Source organism: Pandoraea commovens (assembly GCF_902459615.1).
Taxonomy (GTDB): Bacteria; Pseudomonadota; Gammaproteobacteria; order Burkholderiales; family Burkholderiaceae; genus Pandoraea; species Pandoraea commovens.
Genome location: NZ_CABPSA010000004.1, coordinates 290,108 through 313,944, shown reverse-complemented (window position 1 = coordinate 313,944; position 23,837 = coordinate 290,108). Strand labels below are relative to the sequence as shown.

General features: G+C 60.6%; 21 protein-coding genes and 1 tRNA gene. 1 reads left to right on the top strand and 21 read right to left on the bottom strand.

Annotated features, from left to right (window positions below; translation table 11 throughout):
- Window positions 1-28 precede the first annotated feature (28 nt).
- Both PCO31010_RS14280 and PCO31010_RS14275 read right to left on the bottom strand, forming a co-directional pair.
- Window positions 29-961: a hypothetical protein gene (locus tag PCO31010_RS14280; RefSeq protein ID WP_150664842.1), complete on the bottom strand. Its 933-nt coding sequence runs from the start codon at window positions 959-961 to the stop codon at window positions 29-31.
- Window positions 962-1,150: 189 nt separating this feature from the next.
- The gene (locus tag PCO31010_RS14275) at window positions 1,151-1,606 is read right to left on the bottom strand and encodes a MaoC family dehydratase (RefSeq protein WP_150664841.1); all 456 of its coding nucleotides are present in this window, start codon (window positions 1,604-1,606) and stop codon (window positions 1,151-1,153) included.
- Between the two features lie 1,155 nt (window positions 1,607-2,761).
- Between PCO31010_RS14275 and PCO31010_RS14270 the strand changes: the two genes are divergently transcribed.
- Window positions 2,762-6,598, top strand: a complete 3,837-nt coding sequence (locus PCO31010_RS14270) for a dermonecrotic toxin domain-containing protein (RefSeq protein ID WP_150664840.1) — start codon at window positions 2,762-2,764, stop codon at window positions 6,596-6,598.
- Between the two features lie 45 nt (window positions 6,599-6,643).
- Here PCO31010_RS14270 and PCO31010_RS14265 read toward each other — a convergent pair whose 3' ends face one another.
- From PCO31010_RS14265 to secG, 19 genes are all read right to left on the bottom strand, one after another.
- On the bottom strand, window positions 6,644-7,129 hold the full coding sequence (locus tag PCO31010_RS14265) for a DUF1178 family protein (protein ID WP_150664839.1): 486 nt from the start codon (window positions 7,127-7,129) through the stop codon (window positions 6,644-6,646).
- Between the two features lie 80 nt (window positions 7,130-7,209).
- Window positions 7,210-7,800, bottom strand: coding sequence for an NUDIX domain-containing protein (locus PCO31010_RS14260; RefSeq protein WP_150664838.1), 591 nt, complete (start codon window positions 7,798-7,800; stop codon window positions 7,210-7,212).
- A 79-nt stretch (window positions 7,801-7,879) separates the two neighbouring features.
- Entirely contained in the window at window positions 7,880-8,191 is a 312-nt protein-coding gene (locus PCO31010_RS14255; RefSeq protein WP_039403639.1) for a DUF2818 family protein, read from the bottom strand.
- Between the two features lie 110 nt (window positions 8,192-8,301).
- Window positions 8,302-9,771: an NADH-quinone oxidoreductase subunit NuoN gene (gene nuoN, locus PCO31010_RS14250; protein WP_150664837.1), complete on the bottom strand. Its 1,470-nt coding sequence runs from the start codon at window positions 9,769-9,771 to the stop codon at window positions 8,302-8,304.
- A gap of 20 nt (window positions 9,772-9,791) precedes the next feature.
- Window positions 9,792-11,273, bottom strand: a complete 1,482-nt coding sequence (locus tag PCO31010_RS14245; protein ID WP_150664836.1) for an NADH-quinone oxidoreductase subunit M — start codon at window positions 11,271-11,273, stop codon at window positions 9,792-9,794.
- 18 nt (window positions 11,274-11,291) lie between these two features.
- Window positions 11,292-13,343, bottom strand: coding sequence for an NADH-quinone oxidoreductase subunit L (gene nuoL / locus PCO31010_RS14240; protein WP_150664835.1), 2,052 nt, complete (start codon window positions 13,341-13,343; stop codon window positions 11,292-11,294).
- Between the two features lie 13 nt (window positions 13,344-13,356).
- Window positions 13,357-13,668 (bottom strand): NADH-quinone oxidoreductase subunit NuoK, encoded by a 312-nt coding sequence (nuoK, locus tag PCO31010_RS14235; protein ID WP_023596640.1) that lies wholly within the window; start codon window positions 13,666-13,668, stop codon window positions 13,357-13,359.
- 9 nt (window positions 13,669-13,677) lie between these two features.
- Window positions 13,678-14,313: an NADH-quinone oxidoreductase subunit J gene (locus PCO31010_RS14230; protein WP_039399233.1), complete on the bottom strand. Its 636-nt coding sequence runs from the start codon at window positions 14,311-14,313 to the stop codon at window positions 13,678-13,680.
- A gap of 80 nt (window positions 14,314-14,393) precedes the next feature.
- Entirely contained in the window at window positions 14,394-14,885 is a 492-nt protein-coding gene (gene nuoI / locus PCO31010_RS14225) for an NADH-quinone oxidoreductase subunit NuoI (protein ID WP_039399235.1), read from the bottom strand.
- Window positions 14,886-14,908: 23 nt separating this feature from the next.
- The gene (nuoH, locus tag PCO31010_RS14220) at window positions 14,909-15,973 is read right to left on the bottom strand and encodes an NADH-quinone oxidoreductase subunit NuoH (RefSeq protein WP_039399237.1); all 1,065 of its coding nucleotides are present in this window, start codon (window positions 15,971-15,973) and stop codon (window positions 14,909-14,911) included.
- A complete protein-coding gene (gene nuoG, locus PCO31010_RS14215) occupies window positions 15,974-18,286 on the bottom strand; it encodes an NADH-quinone oxidoreductase subunit NuoG (protein WP_150664834.1) in 2,313 nt (770 codons plus the stop codon). It abuts the gene before it with no gap.
- A gap of 29 nt (window positions 18,287-18,315) precedes the next feature.
- Complete coding sequence (gene nuoF, locus PCO31010_RS14210; protein ID WP_150664833.1) at window positions 18,316-19,608, bottom strand: NADH-quinone oxidoreductase subunit NuoF; 1,293 nt, start codon at window positions 19,606-19,608, stop codon at window positions 18,316-18,318.
- Window positions 19,605-20,105 (bottom strand): NADH-quinone oxidoreductase subunit NuoE, encoded by a 501-nt coding sequence (gene nuoE, locus PCO31010_RS14205; RefSeq protein WP_150664832.1) that lies wholly within the window; start codon window positions 20,103-20,105, stop codon window positions 19,605-19,607. The genes nuoF and nuoE overlap by 4 nt, the downstream gene beginning before the upstream one ends.
- 171 nt (window positions 20,106-20,276) lie before the next feature.
- Window positions 20,277-21,530 (bottom strand): NADH-quinone oxidoreductase subunit D, encoded by a 1,254-nt coding sequence (locus PCO31010_RS14200; RefSeq protein WP_150664831.1) that lies wholly within the window; start codon window positions 21,528-21,530, stop codon window positions 20,277-20,279.
- A 9-nt stretch (window positions 21,531-21,539) separates the two neighbouring features.
- A complete protein-coding gene (locus PCO31010_RS14195; protein ID WP_150576757.1) occupies window positions 21,540-22,139 on the bottom strand; it encodes an NADH-quinone oxidoreductase subunit C in 600 nt (199 codons plus the stop codon).
- Window positions 22,140-22,151: 12 nt separating this feature from the next.
- Window positions 22,152-22,631 carry a NuoB/complex I 20 kDa subunit family protein gene (locus PCO31010_RS14190; protein ID WP_010807413.1) on the bottom strand — a complete coding sequence of 160 codons (480 nt, stop codon included), beginning with the start codon at window positions 22,629-22,631 and terminating at the stop codon, window positions 22,152-22,154.
- A gap of 48 nt (window positions 22,632-22,679) precedes the next feature.
- Window positions 22,680-23,039 (bottom strand): NADH-quinone oxidoreductase subunit A, encoded by a 360-nt coding sequence (locus tag PCO31010_RS14185; RefSeq protein ID WP_150576756.1) that lies wholly within the window; start codon window positions 23,037-23,039, stop codon window positions 22,680-22,682.
- A 130-nt stretch (window positions 23,040-23,169) separates the two neighbouring features.
- Window positions 23,170-23,254: transfer RNA gene (locus PCO31010_RS14180), tRNA-Leu, on the bottom strand.
- Window positions 23,255-23,396: 142 nt separating this feature from the next.
- The gene (secG, locus tag PCO31010_RS14175; protein ID WP_150664830.1) at window positions 23,397-23,765 is read right to left on the bottom strand and encodes a preprotein translocase subunit SecG; all 369 of its coding nucleotides are present in this window, start codon (window positions 23,763-23,765) and stop codon (window positions 23,397-23,399) included.
- Between the last annotated feature and the right edge of the window lie 72 nt (window positions 23,766-23,837).

Here is a 23,837-nt window from a genome sequence, read left to right as displayed (position 1 = left end):
CACCTGAATACCGGACATCGCCGCGGCATCAGGCTTGCGTCAGATCCATCTGGTCGAGCGACGTCGAAATGTTGACGCGCAAACGATGGGTCGTTCCGTATTTGTCGCGCACGATGTAAATGGAGCCCAGATTGTTGACCGCCCCCGCCCACGGAAGCCCACCCACGCGCGAGACGAACGCCACCGACGCGCAGTCGGCGCGGGCGTAATTGTTGGTGTCGGGCCGGTAATCTCCCATGTGCTGTGTATGGGAGTAGATGAAACGCTGCTGCTGCGTTTTCTCGTCGGGTGGCGGCGCGTAACCGCAGAATGCCCCCGTCGTTGAGTTGGGCGACAACCATCGGAACGTGCTTGCCCAGCTATCCGGCGCGACATCAATGCTGTGGATGGCATAACGCCGACCGTTATCGACCATGCCGAGATGGTAGATTTTCACCTTGATATTGGGGCCCACTTCAAAACTGTTCGGGTTGTCCCACTCCACTTTCCAGGCAGCCAAACCCGGCCGTTCAAACTGCACCGGCACGACGTCGACTTCCCCTTTGTCACCCGTCTTGTCCATCGAGTACACGTCGACGTCGGACACCGTAATGCGTGCCCCGATGCTCTTGCGGGCATTGGCAAAGTCGGCCGTCTGCACGTACCGATGGAGCGTCTCGGACGCCACCGGCTCTGGCCCCACCGCCCCTGGCGGGCAAAAGTCGTAGTCGTTTTTCTTCGTGGATGCGCCCCAGCCGCTGGTGACCGGCACGTTCGAATCAATGACCACAGGAATCAACTGACGTGTGCCAGCATCGACCAATCGCAGACTGTCTCGTTCCTCTGGCGTCAGCGCGACATCCGACTCGATCGTGATCTCGATCCGTACCTGACTCAACCCATTGTTGTAGAGACGCTCCGTGCCGGACGTGATTTTCAGCTCGAAGGTCTCGATGGCGGACGCTCGGGTGCTTGCATTCATCTCAACCTCCGACACAAGAAGTGTGAAATGAATGTTAGGCGCCATTCTCGTCAGCTACACCTGTCAACCTTGACAGTCGACGGCCGCGCTGCAGCACCGTCGACAATGGCGAAGCGCCGGAAAGTCGAAGAGACAAAAAAAAACGGCGACATCGGGTCGCCGCCTGTCTACACCGATTGAGTACGTCGCTCAGGCCGGACGTTTGAGATACAGCCCAGTCCCGCGAAAACGGCACACTTCTTCGCCATGCTGATTCGTTGCGGTCCACAGCTGACGCACGATGCCGCGATCCGGGCGGCTCTTCGACGCACGCACTTCGAGCGTGCTGCTCGTGACCGTCACCGTGTCGCCGGGGCGCACCGGCTTGAGCCATTCAATCTGCTCCACGCCTGGCGAACCCATGCTCGATGAGCGCGACAGCAACTTATCGACATTCATCCGCATCATGATGCTACACGTATGCCAACCGCTGGCGACCAACCCACCGAAGTGCGATTCGCGTCCTGCGGCTTCGTCGACGTGAAACGGCTGAGGATCGAACTGACGCGCGAATTGGACGATCTCGTCAGCCGTGAACGTGTATTCGCCGAGGTCGAAGGTGTCACCGACTGCGAAGTCCTCAAGGTAGTACTCAAGCGTTGCCATGCCAACCTCCCGCTGTGCGAATAGTCCGAGTGGATTCGAGCAATTCCGGCCATTCCTGAGATGCGATAGGCACTGAAAATCGCCGCGCGTGAGGGACATTATGCATGACTGCACGCGCCTCTCCCGCGCACACGTTGTACGCCGCACCGCCCCCCATGTCTCCCCGTAATCGACAAGCGATATCTGAAAGTGCGTGCGCTGTTGGCGCACTCACCATGAACGCCATTGCCTTCAGCCCTCGCAGCCCTGCTCCAGCGCAGGCATCTCCCTCTCACAGGCAGGAGCCGTCGAAAAATGATCCGCTCGACTCAGTTTCCGTTAGCGCCGATCTCACTCCCCACCGTAACGGGGCATCCACATCCTGCCTGCACCTCGACGGCGTCCCCCCCTGATCGGCCACCCTCGCTGCAAACACTGCTCACTGCGTCGCTGCCTTCCGACGCGCCGTACTGGGCCGACAGAATGACGCAAATCTGCGAGGACCATCCGGCACTGAGCACGAGCCTTCGATGGATTCTCGGTAACGTCCCGCTCGCCGAAGTCGCGCAGTTTCTGGACAGCGGGATCGAGGTGCTGGCCGACGCGCTCGATGCCTCACCCGATCTGGCGCACGGCATTCTGCTCTCATGGGAAAGCGCCTTGGCGCGACGACATCCCGCCGACACTCTGGAGACCATCTGCCTGCGTGTGACGTCGCCGTCGAATCTGCGGGACATCCGGCGGTCGATGACACGGGCCGCCTCGCGCGATGGCGAGTCCGAGAATCGCCATGTAGCGGTCTGCGGTAAAAGCTGGGCGCAGAGTGTCTCGGACACGTTCCAATGGTTACGAATGGCTGGCAGCGGATTCGATCCGAACATCAGTGAGTCCGATTACGAACAGCGTGCACGCGAACTGGCGCACGAGGTGAGTTACACGATGCCGACCTTCCGCTTCGACAGATGCGGTGCCATCGGCACGTTGACCGGTTTGCTTTACGCCTACGCGAGTGCCTCGTGCATCGCGCGCGACATCGGCATCGCGAGCCCGTTGACCGCACCTCACCGCGTACCGCCCGACGACAGCGGGAGCCTCTCATTTCGGGAAGTCATCGGCGATGTCGTCGATGCCTGTCTGCATGCGATCTCCGAGGGCACCGACCGACTGACGAACGCCGTGCCGATTTACGATCCGCTTCGCTTTCCGGCAACGGCGAGCGCAGCGGTGTCGCCCGCGCCCCCGGATACCGCGAATCCAGCGCCGGAGGGTGCGCCTCCCCCTCATCCGGTGCGCCATGCGGCGCATCGGGCGTCACGTCATCCGAGTGAGAGACAGCCGCAGAAACTGTCCCCGTTGGACAATTCGCCCGCGATGCGACGGGTCGTCTCACTCGCGAACGCTCAGGAAAATCGTGCCCTGACCCGGGAAGCCACGATCAACGCGATTTCCCCGGTTTTGGATTTACGGCAATTCATCGATCATGAACTGATCTCGGCCCTCGCCGACGTCGGCATCACGCGAAACCCCGATCTCCTTTACCTGAATCGATTCAAATACTTCGGCCGCCCCTCCAAAATGGGGCTACCGCCGGGCACCTTGGCGCGTAGCGGCCTAATCGAATCGCTGACGCTTAGCGAGGCTGCACGACAGTTTGCGACAAAGCAAAACCACATCAAGGAGACCCCGCTCGCCTACGGCATCTACAGGCATGACCGCACGCGGAGAAACCACTTTGTCCCTGAGGACGAAGTCAAGGAGCTAACGGTCCCGGCGTTCGAGAAGGTCATCGACGCGTGCAGGCAGCGCTGGCTTAGCCATCTGAATCGGCTGGAAGGTCCTCGCGCCGAGGCCGATTACGTTGAGGCGCTTTACGAGCGTGCGCGAACGGCACTCGAGCAGCAGGCCGCCATCGAGTACAACGCCGGACGAATCTCCGGGGACGGTCTCGTTTTGGCCCAGATCGTAACGTACGCACCCGATGCCACGCACCGTCGATTGAACCTCGACATGTACATCGGCAACATCAAAGGACACGAGATCATCCTCGACGTACCCGGCGTAGGCCACGTCCGACCTGCGGGTGCGTTTGCCATTTCGGAGTATCCCGCCCGGATGACACATCATCCGGGGAGAATACTTGTCGCGGTGCTGGGAAGTGGTTTTCCGCTAAGGGAATACGAATCGGAACTAAGTCTCGAACGGGATCTGGCCAGAGGGGAAGGCTCCGTCATCTATCGGGAACTGGTCGGTCGGCTTCCCCTCGATATGCAGCCCAGGTGCTTCGTCGACGACCCGTGCCGGGTCATGCTCCCGGCCACGCAGGACGATGTGATCCGTCTCGCACTGAGAGCGAGCTTCAGTGTCATTCGCCACGACTTCGACTACGGTGGCAGCGCGCTGTTCGACGGGCAGCGAAGCGCCGTCTGGACAACATGGCTGGCCGGCGCAAACGCCACCGACTTCGACACTGGAATGCAGGAAGCCGCGCCCGGCGACACAGGCTTTCCCGCTGGGTTTCCTCCCGATACGCTCCCCCGCGAACGCCGTCTGCATATCGACCACCGCGCTATCGAAGCGGTTCACCAGGTCGGCCGACTGCGCGTCCATGTCTCCGAGGCGTTGCCCGATTTATCACGCGCGACCGAGGATTACATGACTGCGCTGATCATGACCTTGACCGGTCAAGTAGTGACGACGTCGCAGATTTACCTTCACGTCTACCGGCAGCGTGTGAGCACAGCGCTCGATTTTCCGACCTACGACTGGAGTGGTCCGGAGACGCCGATCGAAACGTCGTCGCTGACGCAATACCTCGCGAACCGAGTCAGCGGCGCACAGACCGAAGCGCTATCACCCGGCACTCGGACCATCTTCTCGAACGATGCCGACCCCGTCGATGCGCGTGAACTGAATATTCCGAACCTGACACCGGAGGCTTTGCTTAACGCCATCGACACCGAATCCTTCATCGATCAGCAAACCGACGTTTTCGATACCTTCTGGCAAGACCACTCGCAGAACATGTACGTGTCGCTCAAGGGCGCCTTCATCATCGAGGCCTTCGTACAACTGCAGGAAGGTCGCCTGCCGCCCGCAGCGGCGGACATCGCGCGGCGCGTCGCCGGATGCGCCAGCATCTATTCGCTGAATCTGGAACCGATGCACACACCTTCGATTCCGGATCCCGACATTCGCATGTCATGGCTACATGTCGGTGGTGCGAAATCGGACATTCAACTCTTCGAGGATCTCGGCACCGGTTGGGTGCTCATGTATGCGCCTCGCGTGCTGTCGGATCATCTGATCGCGTTTCATCGACATTCGGCGTTGCACAGTTGGCTCACCGAGCAGCTCGGAGATACGAGTGCCCGCGAACGGCTGGTGAGCGCGTTCTCCAAAGCCGATCGTGAAAACGCGATGCGCACCGGTCTCATCGGCATGCCTGCCCCGCGCAGAGGCATCATCCCCGCTTTGGCATTCTCGACGTCACTCATTTCCGGCGACCCCTTCACCGCATACCTTGATCTGTTCAAGGCGCGCGTACAGGAAGAAACGCATAGCCGGACGTCGAGCTTGACCGGTAGCCTCGTCGCGCCGCTGCTCGACACGCTTGCCGCCACCAACTTTGTATTCGGCCTTACTGCGGTCGCCGGGGCCGCGTTGCCGGGCATCGGTGCGACTTCCAGCACGCTCTCCGCGATTACCTTCGCGATGGGCGCCACCGCCGTTGCCTTCGGCGACCGACCGGTTCGACGTGCGGGCTGGAATGCCATGCTTTCCGGAGCGACCGGGCTGCCCATCGGCTGGTATACGAATGCAGCCGCTACGGTAAGCGCGCAATTGCGGCCCTTTCTGGCGTCCGCCTCCGCGCAGCGGCTGCATCCACTGATGCCCAACCTCTATCGCGGCGAACAAGGCATGGTGGTGCGCTCCGGGGAGCTTTACTTCAATGTCGATTATTTTCCCAATCGCGGAACCTGGAACGTGATCGATCATGCCAGGCCCGGCTCGCCCGGTCCCGCGATCTCGCAAACCGCGAATTACGATTGGATTCTCGAAGACATCAGCGCGCACTCCACGCTCGACGGACCAGTCGGAGCAACGGTGTTCCATGACGATGTGAGCCTGAATTTCATCGACGTCGAATACCGCTCGAAGCTTTCGGCGCAGCGTCATGCGGCGTCGGCCGGGCGTCGGGAAGCCTTCCAGGCGGGCCGAAGCGAAGCGGAGAAAAGCCCGTTGAACCTGCCACCGGAAGCGCGGCCATCGGCGCTGCTCAAGCTGGATTTCATCGATCCGGCGACGAGCGATCCCCGCCTGCTCGGCATCCTCTCGCGCCGCGTCGAAGAAGTCATGCGCGTCGAAGCCACGGCGCGCGCCGCGGCCAACGCCCGGCTCGTTGCGGGCGACATTCACGCCGCATCCGGAGAATTCCGACCGCTGCCGCAAATGGCCTATACGGCAAGCAACGCCGATGGGCGAACCGGATTCTGCTTGCCGCTGGTGCGCATGATGGCGGTCGCCCAACATCGCGGGGAAATCACGTCATTCATCCGGACGATAGAAGGTGCCGTTCAATGGCCTCAATCCCCTCAGGCGCTTTCGCTTCGGGAGCAGCTCGTACGATTGCACTCCAGCGTGGAAGCCAGCGCGACGGAAACGCATCTCGGGCTGTTCGACCTCGACCGGCTTGAACAAGCGATCGCGGCCGGTCCCCCCAGAGCGACGTATCTCGTCACCACGCGGAGTCATTCCATGTCCATATTGGTCGAGCGTGCCGGCACCGTTGTCTACGATCCGAATTTCGGCGTTGCCGAATTTCGCTCGACCGGCGACGCGCTCAAGGCGTTCGGGGCGTTGATGCGTCGAGGCGATCTGGCGCGTCTCTACGGGGCGTTCGACGGCTTGGGCGAGATGCAGTTCATCCTCAAGCGAGTGGACGTGGAACGACTCGCCCGGGTCGACGTCGGGGGAACGGAGGTGGCCGAGATGGCGATTTCGACGTGGGGGTGAAATCAGAGCAAAGCGATGGCGGCCGGAACGGCACCCGATGAACCGCTATTGGAGGGTTTCCTTGACACCGTCAGGCAGCGGCAGCGACATGATGTCGATGCCTTCGTCGGCCAGCGCCTCGGCTTCCTCTCGCGACGTCGTGCCGCGAATATTGCGCTCCGGGGCTTCCTGATAGTGAATCTTGCGCGCTTCCTCGGCGAATTGATTACCGACGTCTTCCGTATTCGCAATGACGTGGCGCACAGCTTTCATCCACAACGTCTGCAATTGACGCTGCGCTTGCGCAACCTCTGGAGGCAGCGCATCGGCACGCACGGGCGAGCCGCTCGCCTGCGTCGCCGAGGTCTCGGCGCGCGACGTCGTCCCCGACAGATTCAGACGCGGTGCGGACGGCATGCGCACGACAGCCGTGTCGCCACAGACCGGGCAACTGACCAGCCCGCGAGACTGTTGCGACAGGTAATCGTCCTCCGAGCCGAACCAGCCCTCGAAGGTGTGCTCATGGGCACAACGCAGATCAAAAACCTTCATGATGCAACGGATGTGTCCCCGCCCCGCCGTTGGAATACGTCAGCGAGGCCGGGATCGAAAAATGACCGTAAGACGGCGAATCAGCGCAACGGCGTACGTTCACCGGGCTGCCAGACTCCCGATAATATCTTTTCCAGCCAAAACGCGCCGATAACCGATTTCACGTCCGTGACGCGTCCTTCACGCACCCACTGAAGCAGCTCCGTCGCGGGCATCTTGAAGACGTCCAGAAACTCGCCTTCATCCAGCTTCTGCTCGCCCTTTGTCAGATCGCGTGCCAGCCAGATGTCGATGAACTCCGTCGAGTACGAAATCACCGGGTGAATGCGGGTCAGGTAATCCCAGCGCTCGGCCCGATAGCCCGTCTCTTCCAGCAACTCGCGCTGACCGCACACGAGGCCACCCTCGGCCTCGTCGAGCTTACCGGCGGGCAACTCCGTCATCACCCGCTTCAACGGATAGCGATACTGGCGCTCCATGAGCACCTGACCGTCTTCGAACAGCGGGATCACCATCACCGCCCCCGGATGGGTCGTGTACTCGCGAATCGCCGTCTTGCCGTCGGGCAGACGCACACGATCGCGCTTGATGGTGAGGAACGCGCCTTCGTAGACGGTATCGCTCTCGATGCCGGTCTCAATCAGGTGCTGGTCGTCTTGCTGTTGGGTCATAAGCCCTCCACGGCTGAAAATTGGCGAACCCGGAATACAAAACGCCGCCTCGGGGGCGGCGTCTTGCGAAGCATCCATCTCACGCGGCAGCCGCCGGTCGATGGCGCCACAAATACCGGTAGACGAAGCCCGGAAACGCGAACACGACAAACAGGCTCGCCGTCACGGCGTAGAACTCCCAGCCCTGTGCGAACACATTGCCGATGCCCGACTCGATCAGGTAACCGAGCGCACCTACGACGAAGTACGCCACCACCATCTCGATCAGACGAAGCCACAGCGGTTTGACCGCCGACTTGCGCCCGAGAATACCGAACAACCTCTGGTTCACGAACGGCAGGTTCGCGCCCAGCACAGCCAGCAAAATGACTAGCGTACCGCCTGCGGACATCCCCATCGTTCGTCTCCCCTGCTTGCCTTGCTATCTCTGTCAAACGGCAGGGCAGATCGTTCCGATCTGCCCTGTCCGCATTGCATCACTGCGTGAAGTCATCCGGCGAGTTAGCTCGCCAGCGTCAGCTTGATCGTGCGCAGGCACCAGTCCATCAGCGACCCCGGCATCAGGCCGAGATACAGCATGGCCAGACCGTTGATCGACAGCACGAAGCGCATCGTACCGCTGCCTTCCAGCGCATTGGTGTCGTCGGCTTTGTCGAAGTACATCAGCTTCACGACGCGCAGATAGTAGAACGCACCGATCAGCGACGCGATCACCGCGACCACTGCCAGCCACACCATACCGGCGTTCACCACGGCTTGCAGCACAGCCAGCTTGGCGTAGAAGCCTGCCAGCGGCGGAATACCGGCCAGCGAGAACATCAACATCAGCATGACGAAGGCAAACCACGGGCTGCGTTGGTTCAAGCCCTTCAGATCCGAGAGGTTCTCGGCTTCGAAGCCCTTACGCGAAAGCAACAGCACGATACCGAACGTACCCAGCGTCGTCAGCAGATAGATCACGCTGTAGAACAGCGACGAACCGTACGCGTCGGCGATGCCGTCGATCTTGCCGCCCACGACGCCCGAGAGCATGCCCAGCAGCACGAAACCCATGTGCGAGATCGTCGAGTACGCCAGCAGACGCTTGACGTTGGTCTGCACGATAGCCGTCAGGTTACCGATCACCAGCGAGAGCACCGCCAGAATGATCAGCATCTGCTGCCAGTCGATCGCCAGCGGGAGCATGCCTTCCACCAGCAAGCGCAGCAGCAGCGCGAAGGCACCCAGCTTCGGTGCGCCGCCGATGAGCAGCGTGACCGGGGTCGGTGCGCCCTGATAGACGTCCGGCACCCACATGTGGAACGGTGCAGCGCCCAGCTTGAACGCCAGACCGGCCACCACGAAGACCACGCCGAACACCAGCACGATCTTGTTCACGGCGCCGGAAGCGATCACTTCGAAGACCTTGGCGAGTTCGAGCGAGCCCGTCGCGCCGTACATCATCGACATACCGTACAGCAGGAAGCCCGAAGCCAGCGCACCCAGCACGTAGTACTTCATGGCCGACTCGGTCGCGTTCGTCGAATCGCGCCACACGGCGGCGAGCGCATACAGCGACAGCGACATCAGTTCCAGACCCAGATACAGCGTCAGGAAGCTGTTGCCCGAGATCATCACCGACAGGCCCAGCAGCGAGAACAAGCTGAGGACGTAGAAGTCGCCACGGGCAAGACCGCGTGCTTCCAGATACTTCTGGCCGTAGATGAACGTGACGAACGTTGCCAGACCACCGAAGGCCTTGAGCAGGTTCGACATCGGGTCGGCGACGAACACATTGCCGAACAGGTAATGCGACGCCGGGTCGGCGGCATTGCAAGCCCACAGCACCGACACGACAGCCGACGTGATGAGCGCCAGCACGTAGTTAAGCTTGCGCGTCTGGCCGAGGAACGCGTCGCACATCATGATCACGAGGATCATGAGCAGCAGGATGGCCTCCGGCAACGCAGGCAGCAGATTAATGTTTTGCATGATCTAGATGTCCTCCCCGATTACGGCAGCTTGGTCTGCGCCACGTGGGCGAGGAGGTTAACCACGGAGGTATGCATCAGGTCCGTAAAAGGCTTCGGATAGATACCCATGAACAACGTGAGAGCCGCCAGCACTGCGAGCATGAAGAACTCGCGCTTGTTGATGTCGATCAGCTCGCGTACATGATCGTTGGCGATCGCGCCGAAAATCACGCGCTTGTACATCCACAGCGAGTAGGCCGCACCGGTGATCAGCGAGGTGGCAGCCAGCAGGCCCACCCAGAAGTTCAGCTTCACCGCGCCCAGAATCACCAGGAACTCACCCACGAAGCCCGACGTTGCCGGCAGACCGCTGTTAGCCATAGCGAACAGCATCAGGAATGCGGCGAACTTCGGCATCGTGTTCACGACACCGCCGTAGTCGGCGATGTTGCGCGAGTGCATACGGTCATACAGCACACCGATACACAGGAACATGGCGCCCGACACGAAACCGTGCGAGATCATCTGCACCATCGCGCCCTGCATGCCGATTTCGCTGAACATGAAGAAGCCGAGGATCGCGAAGCCCATGTGAGCGATCGACGAGTAAGCCACCAGTTTCTTCATATCCGTCTGCACCAGAGCCACGAGGCCGATGTAGACGATGGCGATCAGCGCAAGCGCGACCATGAAGCCCGACAGGTAGTGACTGGCGTCCGGTGCGATCGGTAGCGAGAAGCGCAGGAAACCGTACGCGCCGAGCTTCAGCATGATGGCGGCCAGCACGACCGAGCCACCCGTCGGCGCTTCCACGTGGGCGTCCGGCAGCCAGGTGTGCACCGGCCACATCGGCACCTTCACCGCGAAGGCCATGAAGAAGGCCACGAACAGCAGTATCTGCACGTTCATCGGCAGCTTCGCGGCGTACCAGTCGGTCAGCGTGAACGAACCCGTCGCGTTGTACAGATAGATCAGCGCAACCAGCATCAGCAGCGAGCCGAGCAGCGTGTACAGGAAGAACTTGAACGCAGCGTACACGCGGTTCGGACCACCCCAGATACCGATGATCAGATACATCGGGATCAGCGTGGCTTCGAAGAACACGTAGAACAGCAAGCCGTCTTGTGCCGAGAACACGCCGATCATCAGACCGGAGAGGATCAGGAACGCGGCCATGTACTGCGCCACGCGTTCGGTGATCACTTCCCAGCCTGCGATCACCACGATCACCGTGATGAGGGCGGTCAGCACGACAAGCCACAGCGAAATGCCGTCGATGCCGAGGAAGTAGTTGATGTGGAAGCGTTCGATCCAGCTCGATTTCTCGACGAACTGGAACGAAGAGGCCTTGGCGTCGAAGTTCGAGATCAGCGGCAGCGTGACCAGGAAGCTCAGCAGCGAGCCGATCAGCGACAGCGCGCGTGCGACACCCGGATTGCGGTCGTTACCCACCGCGAGGATAACGATCCCCGAGATGATGGGCAGCCAGATGGCCAGACTCAGAAGCGGTAGCGATTGCATTGTTATTGGCTCCCCCTATTACTTGCCGTTCAACGTCACAAACAGCGTCAGGAGCCCGAGCATGCCGATGATCATGGCGAACGCGTAGTGGTAGATGTAACCGGATTGTGCGAAGCGAATGACGCCGGCGAACCAGCCCACCAGACGCGCGCTGCCATTCACGACGGCGCCGTCGATGAGACCCTGATCGCCCGCCTTCCACAGGCCGCGACCAATCTTGAGCGCGCCCTTGGCGAAGACCACTTCGTTGATCTTGTCCATGTAGTACTTGTTATCGAGCAGGTTGTAGACGCCCGAGAACCGGTTCTTCAGCGCTTCCGGAATGTCCGGACGCTTGAGGTAGAAGAACGCCGCCAGAATGATGCCCAGCGCCGACAGTGCGATCGGCAGCGTGCCGAACGAGTGCAGTGCCATCGCCACCCAGCCGTGGAACTCGTGGCCGAGTTCTTCCATCGCCGGGTGATTCTCGCCGACGAAGATCACGTCCTTGAACGCCACGCCTTGCTTGAAGAACTCGCCGAAGAGCATCGGAGCGATCGCAATGGCACCGATGATGACCGACGGGATCGCCAGCAGGATCAGCGGAATCGTGACGACAGCCGGCGACTCGTGCGGCTTCTGACCCGGGGCCAGACCGTGGTGCTCGTCGTGCGAATCCTCTTCTTCCTCGTGGTGCGCGTCGTGATGATCATGCGCATGCGCCTGACCGAAACGCTCCTTGCCGTGGAAGACCAGGAAGTACATACGGAACGAGTAGAACGCCGTGACGAACACGCTCGCGACTACTGCGAAGTAGGCGAAGCCCGAACCCGGCAGATGCGAGGCGGCGACCGCTTCGATGATCGAGTCCTTCGAGTAGAAGCCTGCGAAGAACGGCGTGCCGATCAGTGCGAGCGAACCCAGCAGCGACGTGATCCACGTGATCGGCATGTACTTCCACAGGCCGCCCATGTTGCGCATGTCCTGATCGTGGTGCATGCCCATGATCACCGAACCGGCACCGAGGAACAGCAGCGCCTTGAAGAACGCGTGCGTCATCAGGTGGAAAATGGCGACCGGGTAGGCCGACACGCCAAGCGCGACCGTCATGTAACCGAGCTGCGAGAGCGTCGAGTAGGCCACGACACGCTTGATGTCGTTCTGGATCATGCCCAGGAAGCCCATGAACAACGCCGTGATCGCACCGATGATCGTGATGAACGACAGCGCGGTGTCCGACAGTTCGAACAGCGGCGACATACGGCTCACCATGAAGATACCCGCCGTCACCATCGTGGCCGCGTGAATCAGTGCCGAGATCGGGGTCGGGCCTTCCATCGAGTCCGGCAGCCAGACGTGCAGCGGGAACTGCGCCGACTTACCCATCGCGCCGATGAACAGGCAGATACAAGCCACCGTAATCAGACGCCAGTCGGTGCCCGGGAACGAAAGGGCTGCAACGTCGTTAGCCTTGGCGAACACTTCGCTGTAGTTCAGCGTGCCGGTGAACGCCAGAATCAGGCCGATACCGAGCAGGAAGCCGAAGTCACCGACGCGGTTGACCAGGAACGCTTTCATATTGGCGTAGATCGCGGTCGGACGCGTGTACCAGAAACCGATCAGCAGGTACGAGACCAGCCCCACCGCTTCCCAGCCGAAGAACAGTTGCAGGAAGTTGTTGCTCATCACGAGCATCAACATCGAGAACGTGAACAGCGAGATGTACGAGAAGAAGCGTTGGTAGCCCGGATCTTCCGCCATATAGCCGATGGTGTAGATGTGCACCATGAGCGAGACGGAGGTGACCACGCACATCATCGTGACGGTGAGCGTGTCGACGAGGAAACCGATCTCGAGCTTGAGTTCGCCGATGCGAGCCCATTCGTAGACCGTGGCGTTGAAGCTCGCCCCGTTCAACACGTCGATAAAGGTCATGACCGACAGGACAAACGCGACCAGCACGCCGAGGATCGTGACCGTGTGGGCGCCCGCGCGTCCGACTTGCTTGCCGAACAGGCCGGCAATCATGGAGCCGACGAGCGGCGCCAGCGGAATCGCGAGCAGCAGGTTGGGATTCAATGTGGATGCCATAACAGCGTTCGCTTTAACCCTTGAGGCGGTCGAGATCTTCGACGTTGACCGTTTCGAGCTTACGGAACAGCGTGACCAGAATAGCCAGACCGATCGCAGCTTCTGCGGCGGCCACCGTAAGAATGAAGAACACGAATACCTGGCCGGCAATGTCGCCCAGGTAATGCGAGAACGCGACGAAGTTCAGATTGACCGCGAGCAACATCAGCTCGATGGCCATGAGCAGCACAATCACATTTCTGCGGTTGAGGAAGATACCGGTAATGCTGATCGCGAACAGAATCGCGCCCAACACCAGGTAATGCGCTAGCGACAACGACATCATGCTGTCTCCTTATTCCGCCGCCGGCTTGTCAGTGCCGGTGGATTGCTGCCGGGCTTCGGCGGGCATCGACACCAGACGCACGCGGTCGCGTTTCTTCACGCGCACCTGCTTGCTCGGGTCGGTCTGTTTGTGGTCCTTACGGGTACGCATCGTGAGCGCAACGGCTGCCACGACGGCCACCAGCAGGATCAGACCTGCCACTTCGAAGGCGAAGATGTAGTCGGTGTAGAGCGCAACGCCGAGCGCCTTGGTGTTCGACACGTCCGGTGCCGACACGGCCTTGACCGGGGCACGCGTGGCGCCGTAGCCGCGCATCAGCACGAGTGCTGCTTCGACGATCATGATCGCGCCGACGGCACTCGCCAGCGGAATGAACTTACCGAAGCCGCGACGCAGTTCGTCGAGATTGATGTCGATCATCATCACCACGAACAGGAACAGCACCATCACCGCGCCGACGTAGACGAGCACCAGCATGATTGCCAGAAACTCGGCTTCGAGCAGCATCCAGATCGCCGCAGCATTGAAGAACGCCAGCACCAGGAACAGTGCGGACTGTACGGGGTTGCGCGAGGTCACGACCTTCAGGCCGGAGATCACGAGGATCAGCGCAAACACGTAAAAAAGAAAAGTTGTGAATTCCATAATCACCGGGTGTGCCGAGAATTAGCCAACGTCTGTTGCCGTACCGGGCGCGCTACCCAAGCACCGCGCCCTGCCCTGCTTTAACGGTACGGCGCATCGGCCGCCTTGGCCGCCGCGATTTCGTTTTCGTAACGATCGCCCACCGCGAGCAGCATCTCCTTGGTGAAGTACAGATCGCCACGCTTCTCGCCGTGATACTCGAGAATGTGCGTTTCGACGATCGAGTCCACCGGGCAGCTTTCTTCGCAGAAGCCGCAGAAGATGCACTTGGTCAGATCGATGTCGTAGCGCGTGGTGCGACGGGTATTGTCTTCACGCACATCCGATTCGATCGTGATTGCCATTGCCGGGCACACGGCTTCGCACAACTTGCAAGCGATGCAACGTTCTTCACCGTTCGGATAACGGCGCAGTGCGTGCAGACCGCGAAAACGCGGCGACAGCGGCGTCTTCTCTTCCGGAAACTGCACCGTCACCTTGCGTGCGAACGTGTAGCGCCCTGTGAGCGCCATGCCCTTGAGCAGTTCCAACAACAGGAAACTGCCGAAAAAGTCTTTGATTGCCCTTACCATGGGATTCCTCTACTCCGTTCGCCTCAGCCCCAGATGTTCCAGGGAGACATGATCCAGCCCCCAACCACGATCACCCAGAGGATCGTCAACGGCAGGAACACCTTCCAGCCCAGACGCATGATCTGGTCGTAGCGGTAGCGCGGGAACGTCGCACGCACCCAGATGAACACCGACAGCAGCAGGAACACCTTGAAAGCCAGCCAGAACACACCCGGGATGAACGACAGGAAGCCGAACGGCGCACTCCAGCCACCCAGGAACAGCACCGAGGCCAGCGCCGAGATGATGATCATGTTGATGTACTCGGCCAGGAAGAACAGGGCGAAGCCCATGCCCGAGTATTCGATCATGTGACCGGCCACGATTTCCGACTCGCCTTCCACCACGTCGAACGGGTGGCGGTTCGTTTCCGCAATGCCCGAGATGAAGTAGACGACGAACATCGGCAGCAGCGGAATCCAGTTCCACGACAGCAGGTTCAGCCCCATGCCCGCGAACATGCCGTGTTCTTGCGAGCGCACGATGTCCGACAGATTGAGCGAGCCGGCCGTCATCAGCACCGTAACCAGCGCGAAGCCCATGGCGATTTCATACGAAATCATCTGAGCCGATGCACGCATGGCACCGAGGAAGGCGTACTTCGAGTTCGAGGCCCAGCCGGCGAGAATCACGCCGTAGACACCGATCGACGAAATGGCCATCGCGTAAAGCAGACCGGCGTTCACGTCGGCCAGCACCGCGCCCGGCTGGAACGGGATCACCGCCCAGATCGCAAACGCCGGCAACACGGCCATCACCGGAGCGATGGCGTAAATGCCCTTGCTGACTTGCGACGGCGTGATCACTTCCTTGAGCAACAGCTTCAACACGTCGGCGATCGGCTGGAGCAAACCTGCCGGACCCACGCGGTTCGGACCGAGACGCACGTGCATCCAGCCGATGAGCTTACGCTCCCACAGAATCAGATACGCCACGCACAGCAGCAGAATCACGGCGACGACGAGAATGCGGACCAGCGCCCACACCGTCGGCCAGGCAACGCCCAGCAGCTGCGTGCCGTATTGATTGATGACTTCGTTCAGGCTCATTTACGCCTTCTCCACCGAGATTTCACCGAACATCGCGCCAAGCGCGGCGGACGCCGGCGTGGCTGCCGGTACACGCACCACATTGGCGGGCAGCGTTTCCGAGCGAGCGGCCGGCAGCGTGACCACGGCGTCGCCCTGACGCACGCGAACCGCGTCGCCCTTGGCGAGACCCAGGCTGTCGAACAGCGCAGCCGGCAGCGTTGCGCGCAGCGCAGCCTTGGCATCGTTGGTCAGTTGCAGCGACGGTGCGCGGCGCACGAGCGCGTCGGCAGCGTAGATCGGCACATCGGCCAGACGCTCCAGACCCTGACCTGCAGCCTTCGGTGCCACCAGTGCCGCGCGGGCGCGGTTGTCGAGCGACGCAGCCGAGAAACCGGCCAGCGCTTCGTCACGCACCTGTTCTGCAGTGTCTTGCTCGAAACCTTGCAGCTTGAGCAGGTTGCCCAGCACGCGCAGCACCTTCCAGCCCGGACGCGTGTCGCCCAGCGCACGCACCACACCGTTGAAGTGTTGCGGCAGACCTTCGGCGTTGACGAACGTACCGGCCGTTTCCGTGAACGGAGCGATCGGCAGCAGCACGTCGGCGTATTCGAGGCCGTGCTTGAACGGCGAGAGCGAGACGACCATCTTCGCGGCGGTCAATGCCGTGAGTGCTTGCTTCGCGTCGGCCGAGTCGAACTCCGGCTCGGCGTTGAGCAGCAGGTAAGCCTGACGCGGCTGTGCGAACAGTGCCGCAGCGCCCTTCGCGCTCAAGGCCTTCACCGCATAACCGCCCACCGTGTTCGCGCCTTCCGTCAGGAAGCCCAGCTTCGCACCGGTGATGTCGGCGATGACTTGCGCGATGGCGTGCAGTTGAGCGAATTGCGGATGCTGGACAACGGCGTTACCCAGCAGAATCGCACGACGCTCGCCGTTGATCAGCGAAGCGGCGATCGCCTTGGCGGCGTCGCTGGCGTTCACACCGGCCAGTTCTGCCGGAGCGGCAACGCCCTTGGCAGCCGCAGCGGCGACGGCGATACCTGCCAGTTCGCTCACCCAGGCGCTCGGCGCTGCGATGATCTTGTTGGCGAGCTTCACCAGCAGATCGTCGTCCGAGGCATGCAGCAGATTCAGTTGACCACCGGCCTTCACAGCCGAGCGCAGACGCGAGGCGAACAGCGGATGATCCTTACGCAGGAACGAGCCGATGACCAGCGCGCTTTGCAGCGTATCGAGTTCGGCGATCGGCAGGCCGAGCCACGGGGCACCCTGAGTGCCGCCCGACACATCCGTCTGACGCAGACGGAAGTCGACGTTGTCGCTACCCAGTGCGCGCACGAACTTCTGCAACAGGTGCAGTTCTTCGATCGTGGCGTGCGGCGAAGCCAGCGCGGCAACCGCGTCGGCCCCGAAGTCGCGGATGATGTCCGTCAGACCGTGACCGACGTACTCAAGCGCCGTCTGCCAGTCGACTTCGTGCCACTCGCCGCCCTGCTTGAGCATCGGCTTGGTGAGACGGTCGTCGCTGTTCAGGCCTTCGTACGAGAAGCGATCCTTGTCCGAAATCCAGCACTCGTTGACCGCTTCGTTTTCGAGCGGCACAACGCGCATGACCTTGTTGTTCTTCACTTGCACCACGAGGTTCGCACCCACGCCATCGTGAGGGCTCACCGACTTGCGGCGCGACAGTTCCCACGTACGGGCGCTGTAGCGGAACGGCTTCGAGGTGAGTGCTCCGACCGGGCACAGGTCGATCATGTTGCCCGAGAGTTCGGAGTCGACCGTCTTGCCGACGAACGACGTGATTTCCGAGTGCTCACCGCGACCCAGCATGCCGAATTCCATGACGCCGGCCACTTCCTGGCCGAAACGCACGCAGCGGGTGCAGTGAATGCAGCGCGACATCTCTTCCATCGAGATGAGCGGGCCCACGTTCTTGTGGAACACCACGCGCTTCTCTTCCTGATAGCGCGAAGCCGACTTACCGTAGCCCACTGCCAGATCTTGCAGTTGGCACTCACCGCCCTGATCGCAGATCGGGCAGTCGAGCGGGTGGTTGATCAGCAGGAACTCCATCACCGATTGCTGTGCTTTCACAGCCTTCTCGGAGTTCGTGCGCACGATCATGCCGTTGGCCACCGGCGTAGCGCATGCCGGCACAGCCTTCGGGGCCTTCTCGACCTCGACCAGGCACATGCGGCAGTTCGCAGCGATGGACAGCTTCTTGTGGTAACAGAAGTGGGGAATATAGGTGCCGTTCTTTTTGGCAGCCTGGATCACCATGCTGCCTTCGGGCACCTCGACCTTTTGGCCGTCAATTTCGATTTCAACCATAGCGGTTCAATGCCAAGCGTCAAAAGGGATTAGTGAGCGCCGACCAAGCAATGCTTGTGCTCGACGTGGTAGGCGAACTCGTCCCAGAAGTGTTTGAGCATGCCGCGCACCGGCATCGCTGCGGCATCGCCCAGCGCGCAAATGGTACGGCCCATGATGTTCTCGGCCACCGAGTTGAGCAGGTCCAGATCTTCCTTGCGGCCTTCACCATGCTCGATACGATTGACCACGCGCCACAGCCAGCCAGTACCTTCACGGCACGGCGTGCACTGACCGCACGATTCTTCGTAGTAGAAGTACGACAGACGCAGCAGCGACTTCACCATGCAGCGCGTTTCGTCCATGACGATCACCGCGCCCGAACCCAGCATCGAGCCAGCCTTGGCGATGCTGTCGTAGTCCATCGTGGTTTCCATCATCAGCCCGGCCGGCACGACAGGTGCCGACGAACCGCCAGGAATCACTGCCTTCAACTTCTTGCCACCGCGCATACCACCGGCCAGTTCGAGCAGTTCGCCGAACGGCGTGCCCAGCGGCACTTCGTAGTTACCCGGCAGCTCGACGTCGCCCGACACCGAGAAGATCTTGGTGCCGCCGTTGTTCGGCTTGCCCATTTCCAGATACTGCTGCGGGCCCGTGGCCAGCAAGAACGGAACGGCTGCGAACGTTTCGGTGTTGTTGATGGTCGTAGGCTTACCGTACAGACCGAAGCTTGCCGGGAAAGGCGGCTTGAAACGCGGTTGACCCTTCTTGCCTTCGAGCGATTCGAGCAACGCAGTCTCTTCGCCGCAGATGTACGCACCGTAACCGTGGTGAGCATGCAACTCGAACGAGAAGTCAGTACCCAGAATGTTCTTGCCCAGATAACCGGCTGCGCGCGCTTCGTCCAGGGCTTCCTCGAAGCGTTCGTACACTTCGTAGATTTCACCGTGGATGTAGTTATAGCCGACCGAAATGCCCATGGCGTAAGCACCGATGGCCATCCCTTCGATCAGCGAATGCGGGTTGTAGCGCATGATGTCGCGGTCTTTGAACGTACCCGGCTCGCCTTCGTCCGAATTGCAGACGAGGTACTTCTGACCCGGGAACGCGCGCGGCATGAAGCTCCACTTCAGACCGGTCGGGAAGCCTGCGCCTCCACGACCACGCAGGCCCGACGCCTTGACGTCGGCAATCACCTGCTCCGGCGTGATGCCTTCTTTCAGAATACGTGCGAGCTGCTGGTAACCACCGCGCTTGACGTAATCTTCGAGGTGCCAGTTCTCGCCGTTCAGATCGGCAAGAATCAGCGGCTTGATGTGACGGTTGTGCAGCGACGTCATGCTTTCTCTCCTGCAGCGCCCTTGGCCGTCAGCTCGTTGATGAGCGCGTCGACCTTTTCTTCGTTCATGAAGCCGCACATGCGATGGTTATTCACCAGCATGACGGGAGCGTCGCCACAAGCGCCCATGCACTCGCCTTCCTTGACCGTGAAGAGGCCGTCGGGCGTGATGTCGCCATACTCGACGCCCAACTTCTCCTTCAGGTACTTGGCCATTTCTTCGCCACGCGTGAGCTGGCAAGGCAGGTTCGTGCACACGGTCAACTTGAACTTGCCCGTCGGGCTCGTGTTGAACATGGTGTAGAAGGTTGCAACCTCTTGCACCGCGACTGCGGGCATGTCGAGGTATTCCGCCACGAATTGCATCACTTCGGGCGACAACCAGCCTTTTTCGACCTGCGCTACGGCAAGGGCGTGCATCACTGCCGACTGCTTCTGCTCGGCAGGGTATTTGGCAACGGCACGGTCGATTTTCTTCAGGGCTTCGGGAGAAAGCATTTCCGATCCGACTGTTCTCTAAAACGTTATCCCCGCTCGTGCCAGCGCGGGCGCGCCGATTTTGTCGACTGCCCACGCACTACTGGCACGGCTACTGGAACGGCAACGGTATCGACCTGCGAAACCCCGCCGAAAAAAACTCGCGAAACGCACAAGGCGCCCGCTGCGCACTTAGCGATCGATCTCGCCGAACACGATATCCTGGGTACCGATGATCGCCACAGCATCGGCAATCATGTGACCCTTCGCCATCTCGTTGAGCGCCGAAAGGTGGGCAAAGCCCGGCGCACGAATCTTCAGGCGATACGGCTTGTTGGCACCGTCCGACACCAGATAGATACCGAACTCGCCCTTCGGGTGCTCGACAGCGGCATACGTCTCGCCAGCGGGCACGTGGAAACCTTCCGTGAAGAGCTTGAAGTGGTGAATCAGCTCTTCCATGTTCGACTTCATTTCGACGCGCGACGGCGGAGCCACCTTGTGGTTGTCGGTGATCACCGGACCCGGATTTTCACGCAGCCACTTCACGCACTGGCGAATCAGGCTGGCCGACTGGCGCATTTCTTCCACGCGCACCAGATAACGGTCGTAGCAATCGCCTTCCTTACCCACCGGAATTTCGAAATCGAGGCGGTCGTACACTTCGTACGGCTGCTTCTTGCGCAAGTCCCAGGCAATGCCCGAACCGCGCAGCATCGCGCCGGAGAAGCCGAGCTGCATCGCGCGCTCAGGCGACACCACGCCGATACCCACCAGACGCTGCTTCCAGATACGGTTGTCGGTGAGCAGCGTTTCGTACTCGTCGACACACTTCGGGAAACGGATGGCGAAATCTTCGATGAAGTCGAGCAGCGAGCCTTCGCGTGCTTCGTTCATCTTCTTGATCGCGCGCTCGTTGTGCATCTTCGACGCACGATATTTCGGCATCGTGTCCGGCAGGTCGCGATACACGCCGCCCGGACGGTAGTAGGCCGCGTGCATACGTGCACCCGAGACGGCTTCGTACACGTCGAACAGATCTTCGCGTTCACGGAAGGCGTACAGGAACACGGCCATCGCGCCCACGTCGAGGGCGTGCGAGCCGATCCACATCAGGTGGTTCAGCACGCGCGTGATCTCGTCGAACATCACACGGATGTATTGTGCGCGAATCGGCACGTCGACGCCGAGCAGCTTTTCGATCGCCATGACGTATGCGTGCTCATTGCACATCATCGACACATAATCGAGACGATCCATGTACGGCACGGATTGCAGGAACGTCTTCGATTCGGCGAGTTTTTCGGTCGCGCGGTGCAACAGGCCGATGTGCGGATCGGCACGCTGGATGACTTCGCCGTCCAGCTCGAGCACCAGGCGCAGCACGCCGTGCGCTGCCGGGTGCTGCGGACCGAAGTTCAGGGTGTAGTTCTTGATGTCTGCCACAAGGCCACCTTAATGTTTCAGACCGGCGTAATGCTCTTCGCGGATGATGCGCGGCGTAATTTCGCGCGGCTCGATCGTCACCGGCTGATAGATCACTCGCTTCTGCTCCGGGTCGTAACGCATCTCGACATAACCCGACGTCGGGAAGTCCTTGCGGAACGGGTGACCGATGAAACCGTAATCCGTGAGAATACGGCGCAGGTCCGGGTGACCTTCGAACACGATACCGACCAGATCGAATGCTTCGCGCTCGAACCAGTCGGCCGAGCTCCACAGATCGATCAGCGATGCCACGACCGGCAGATCGTCTTCCGGTGCGAACACGCGCACACGCAGACGCCAGTTGTGGGTGAGCGAGAGCAGATGCGACACGGCGGCGTAACGCGGACCGTCATAAGCGCCATCGCCGTAAGCCGAATAGTCGAGACCGGCAACGTCCATCAGTTGCTCGAACTTCAGCTCGGGATGATCGCGCAGCGTACGCGCCACTTCGAGATAGTCGCTAGCCTTGACGGTGAGCGTGAGCTCGTCGAGGGCTTCCACCAACTGCTCGGCCCGGGGGCCAAGCACGTTTTGCAGGGTGGTCTTGAGTTTTTCTAGTGTAGACATGGGCGGTAGCGGTTATTTACGCGCGATCGTCGCAGTCCGCTTGATCTTCGACTGCAACTGGATGATGCCGTAGACCAGCGCCTCGGCCGTCGGCGGACAGCCCGGCACGTAGACGTCGACCGGCACGATGCGATCGCAACCGCGCACCACCGAGTAGGAATAGTGATAGTAGCCGCCGCCGTTGGCGCACGACCCCATCGAGATCACCCAACGCGGCTCGGCCATCTGGTCGTAGACCTTGCGCAGCGCAGGCGCCATCTTGTTGCACAGCGTACCGGCCACGATCATCACGTCCGACTGACGCGGGCTGGGGCGGAACACCACGCCAAACCGGTCCAGATCGTAACGCGCCGCGCCGGCGTGCATCATTTCAACGGCACAGCACGCGAGGCCGAACGTCATCGGCCAAAGCGAACCTGTACGCGTCCAGTTGATGAGTTTGTCAGCCGTGGTGGTGACGAACCCTTCGCGCAAAACCCCTTCGATGCTCATATGCTTACCCTGAATCCTTCTGCAATGCTGCCAGTTACGTTGACGGTCTTATTCCCAGTCGAGCGCACCGCGCTTCCACAGGAAAACGAAACCGACCAGCAGTTCAAGCAGGAAACCCATCATGGAGATAAAGCCCACCCAGCCGATATCGCGCAGGGCGACGCCCCACGGAAACAGAAATGCCGTTTCGAGATCGAACAGGATGAAAAGGATGGCGACGAGATAGTAGCGCACATCGAACTTCATGCGCGCGTCTTCGAATGCCTCGAAGCCGCACTCGTACGGAGAGAGTTTTTCGCTGTCGGGATTGTTGGGGCCGAGGAATTTACCGACGCCAATCAGTACCGCCCCAAGACCGCCACCTACCAGAATAAACAGCAGGACGGGATAATAGGTTCCGAGGTTCAACTCTACCCTCTTTCGGTTAGTTCAAAGAACCGCTCTCGTCGATGGTGTGGGGACCGGAAAGCGGATGAACGGTGAGCACAAAATAAAATGCCAGCCAAAGCATAAACGCAAGGCTGGCATCGTAGAACTGTGGTGCCGACGGCGAGACTCGAACTCGCACAGCTTTCGCCACTACCCCCTCAAGATAGCGTGTCTACCAATTTCACCACGTCGGCATTCATAGTCTGCAATCCGCTGTCACTTACGAATCGCTTCAAGACCGCTATATTAGCGCCCTTCGGCATTTTGTTCAATGCACAAATCGATTTTTTTTCAACTTTCTTTACAACGTATTACTTGTCACAAACGCAATGCGAATTACTTCGGCACGTCTTGCGGATTCGCAGCCGAAGCGGGTGCCGGAGCACTTGCTGCAGCGGGTGCGGAAGCCGTTGTCGGCGCAGTCGCCGCAGGCAAATTACCAAGGACACCGATGTTTGATGCCGGCTTGTACGAACCCATATAAGTCAGGCCCAGCGTGGTCACGAAGAACACGGCAGCCAGTGCAGCCGTGGTGCGCGACAGGAAGTTGGCCGAGCCCGATGCGCCGAAAAGACTACCCGACGAACCGCTGCCGAATGCCGCGCCCATGTCGGCGCCCTTGCCATGCTGCAACAACACCAGACCGATGATGCCCAGCGCGGAAAGCACCTGCACCACGATCAACAACGTTTTCAACAACCCCATCTCAACACCCGTATAGAAGAATCCAATTCATCCGATTCGCAGCGAAATTGGTGCACTGCGTCATGACTATTT

What these genes read in the sequence shown, in the direction of transcription:
- PCO31010_RS14280 (WP_150664842.1), bottom strand. Translation starts at nt 961, where the DNA reads ATGAATGCAAGCACCCGAGCGTCCGCCATCGAGACCTTCGAGCTGAAA.
- PCO31010_RS14230 (WP_039399233.1), bottom strand. Translation starts at nt 14,313, where the DNA reads ATGGAATTCACAACTTTTCTTTTTTACGTGTTTGCGCTGATCCTCGTG.
- nuoE (WP_150664832.1), bottom strand. Translation starts at nt 20,105, where the DNA reads ATGCTTTCTCCCGAAGCCCTGAAGAAAATCGACCGTGCCGTTGCCAAA.
- nuoN (WP_150664837.1), bottom strand. Translation starts at nt 9,771, where the DNA reads ATGCAAAACATTAATCTGCTGCCTGCGTTGCCGGAGGCCATCCTGCTG.
- nuoG (WP_150664834.1), bottom strand. Translation starts at nt 18,286, where the DNA reads ATGGTTGAAATCGAAATTGACGGCCAAAAGGTCGAGGTGCCCGAAGGC.
- PCO31010_RS14195 (WP_150576757.1), bottom strand. Translation starts at nt 22,139, where the DNA reads ATGTCTACACTAGAAAAACTCAAGACCACCCTGCAAAACGTGCTTGGC.
- secG (WP_150664830.1), bottom strand. Translation starts at nt 23,765, where the DNA reads ATGGGGTTGTTGAAAACGTTGTTGATCGTGGTGCAGGTGCTTTCCGCG.
- nuoL (WP_150664835.1), bottom strand. Translation starts at nt 13,343, where the DNA reads ATGGCATCCACATTGAATCCCAACCTGCTGCTCGCGATTCCGCTGGCG.
- PCO31010_RS14260 (WP_150664838.1), bottom strand. Translation starts at nt 7,800, where the DNA reads ATGACCCAACAGCAAGACGACCAGCACCTGATTGAGACCGGCATCGAG.
- PCO31010_RS14255 (WP_039403639.1), bottom strand. Translation starts at nt 8,191, where the DNA reads ATGTCCGCAGGCGGTACGCTAGTCATTTTGCTGGCTGTGCTGGGCGCG.
- PCO31010_RS14245 (WP_150664836.1), bottom strand. Translation starts at nt 11,273, where the DNA reads ATGCAATCGCTACCGCTTCTGAGTCTGGCCATCTGGCTGCCCATCATC.
- PCO31010_RS14190 (WP_010807413.1), bottom strand. Translation starts at nt 22,631, where the DNA reads ATGAGCATCGAAGGGGTTTTGCGCGAAGGGTTCGTCACCACCACGGCT.
- nuoF (WP_150664833.1), bottom strand. Translation starts at nt 19,608, where the DNA reads ATGACGTCGCTGCACAACCGTCACATCAAGCCGCTGATTCTTGCCGAT.
- nuoK (WP_023596640.1), bottom strand. Translation starts at nt 13,668, where the DNA reads ATGATGTCGTTGTCGCTAGCGCATTACCTGGTGTTGGGCGCGATTCTG.
- nuoH (WP_039399237.1), bottom strand. Translation starts at nt 15,973, where the DNA reads ATGAGCCTGAACGAAGTCATCAATCAATACGGCACGCAGCTGCTGGGC.
- PCO31010_RS14275 (WP_150664841.1), bottom strand. Translation starts at nt 1,606, where the DNA reads ATGGCAACGCTTGAGTACTACCTTGAGGACTTCGCAGTCGGTGACACC.
- nuoI (WP_039399235.1), bottom strand. Translation starts at nt 14,885, where the DNA reads ATGGTAAGGGCAATCAAAGACTTTTTCGGCAGTTTCCTGTTGTTGGAA.
- PCO31010_RS14265 (WP_150664839.1), bottom strand. Translation starts at nt 7,129, where the DNA reads ATGAAGGTTTTTGATCTGCGTTGTGCCCATGAGCACACCTTCGAGGGC.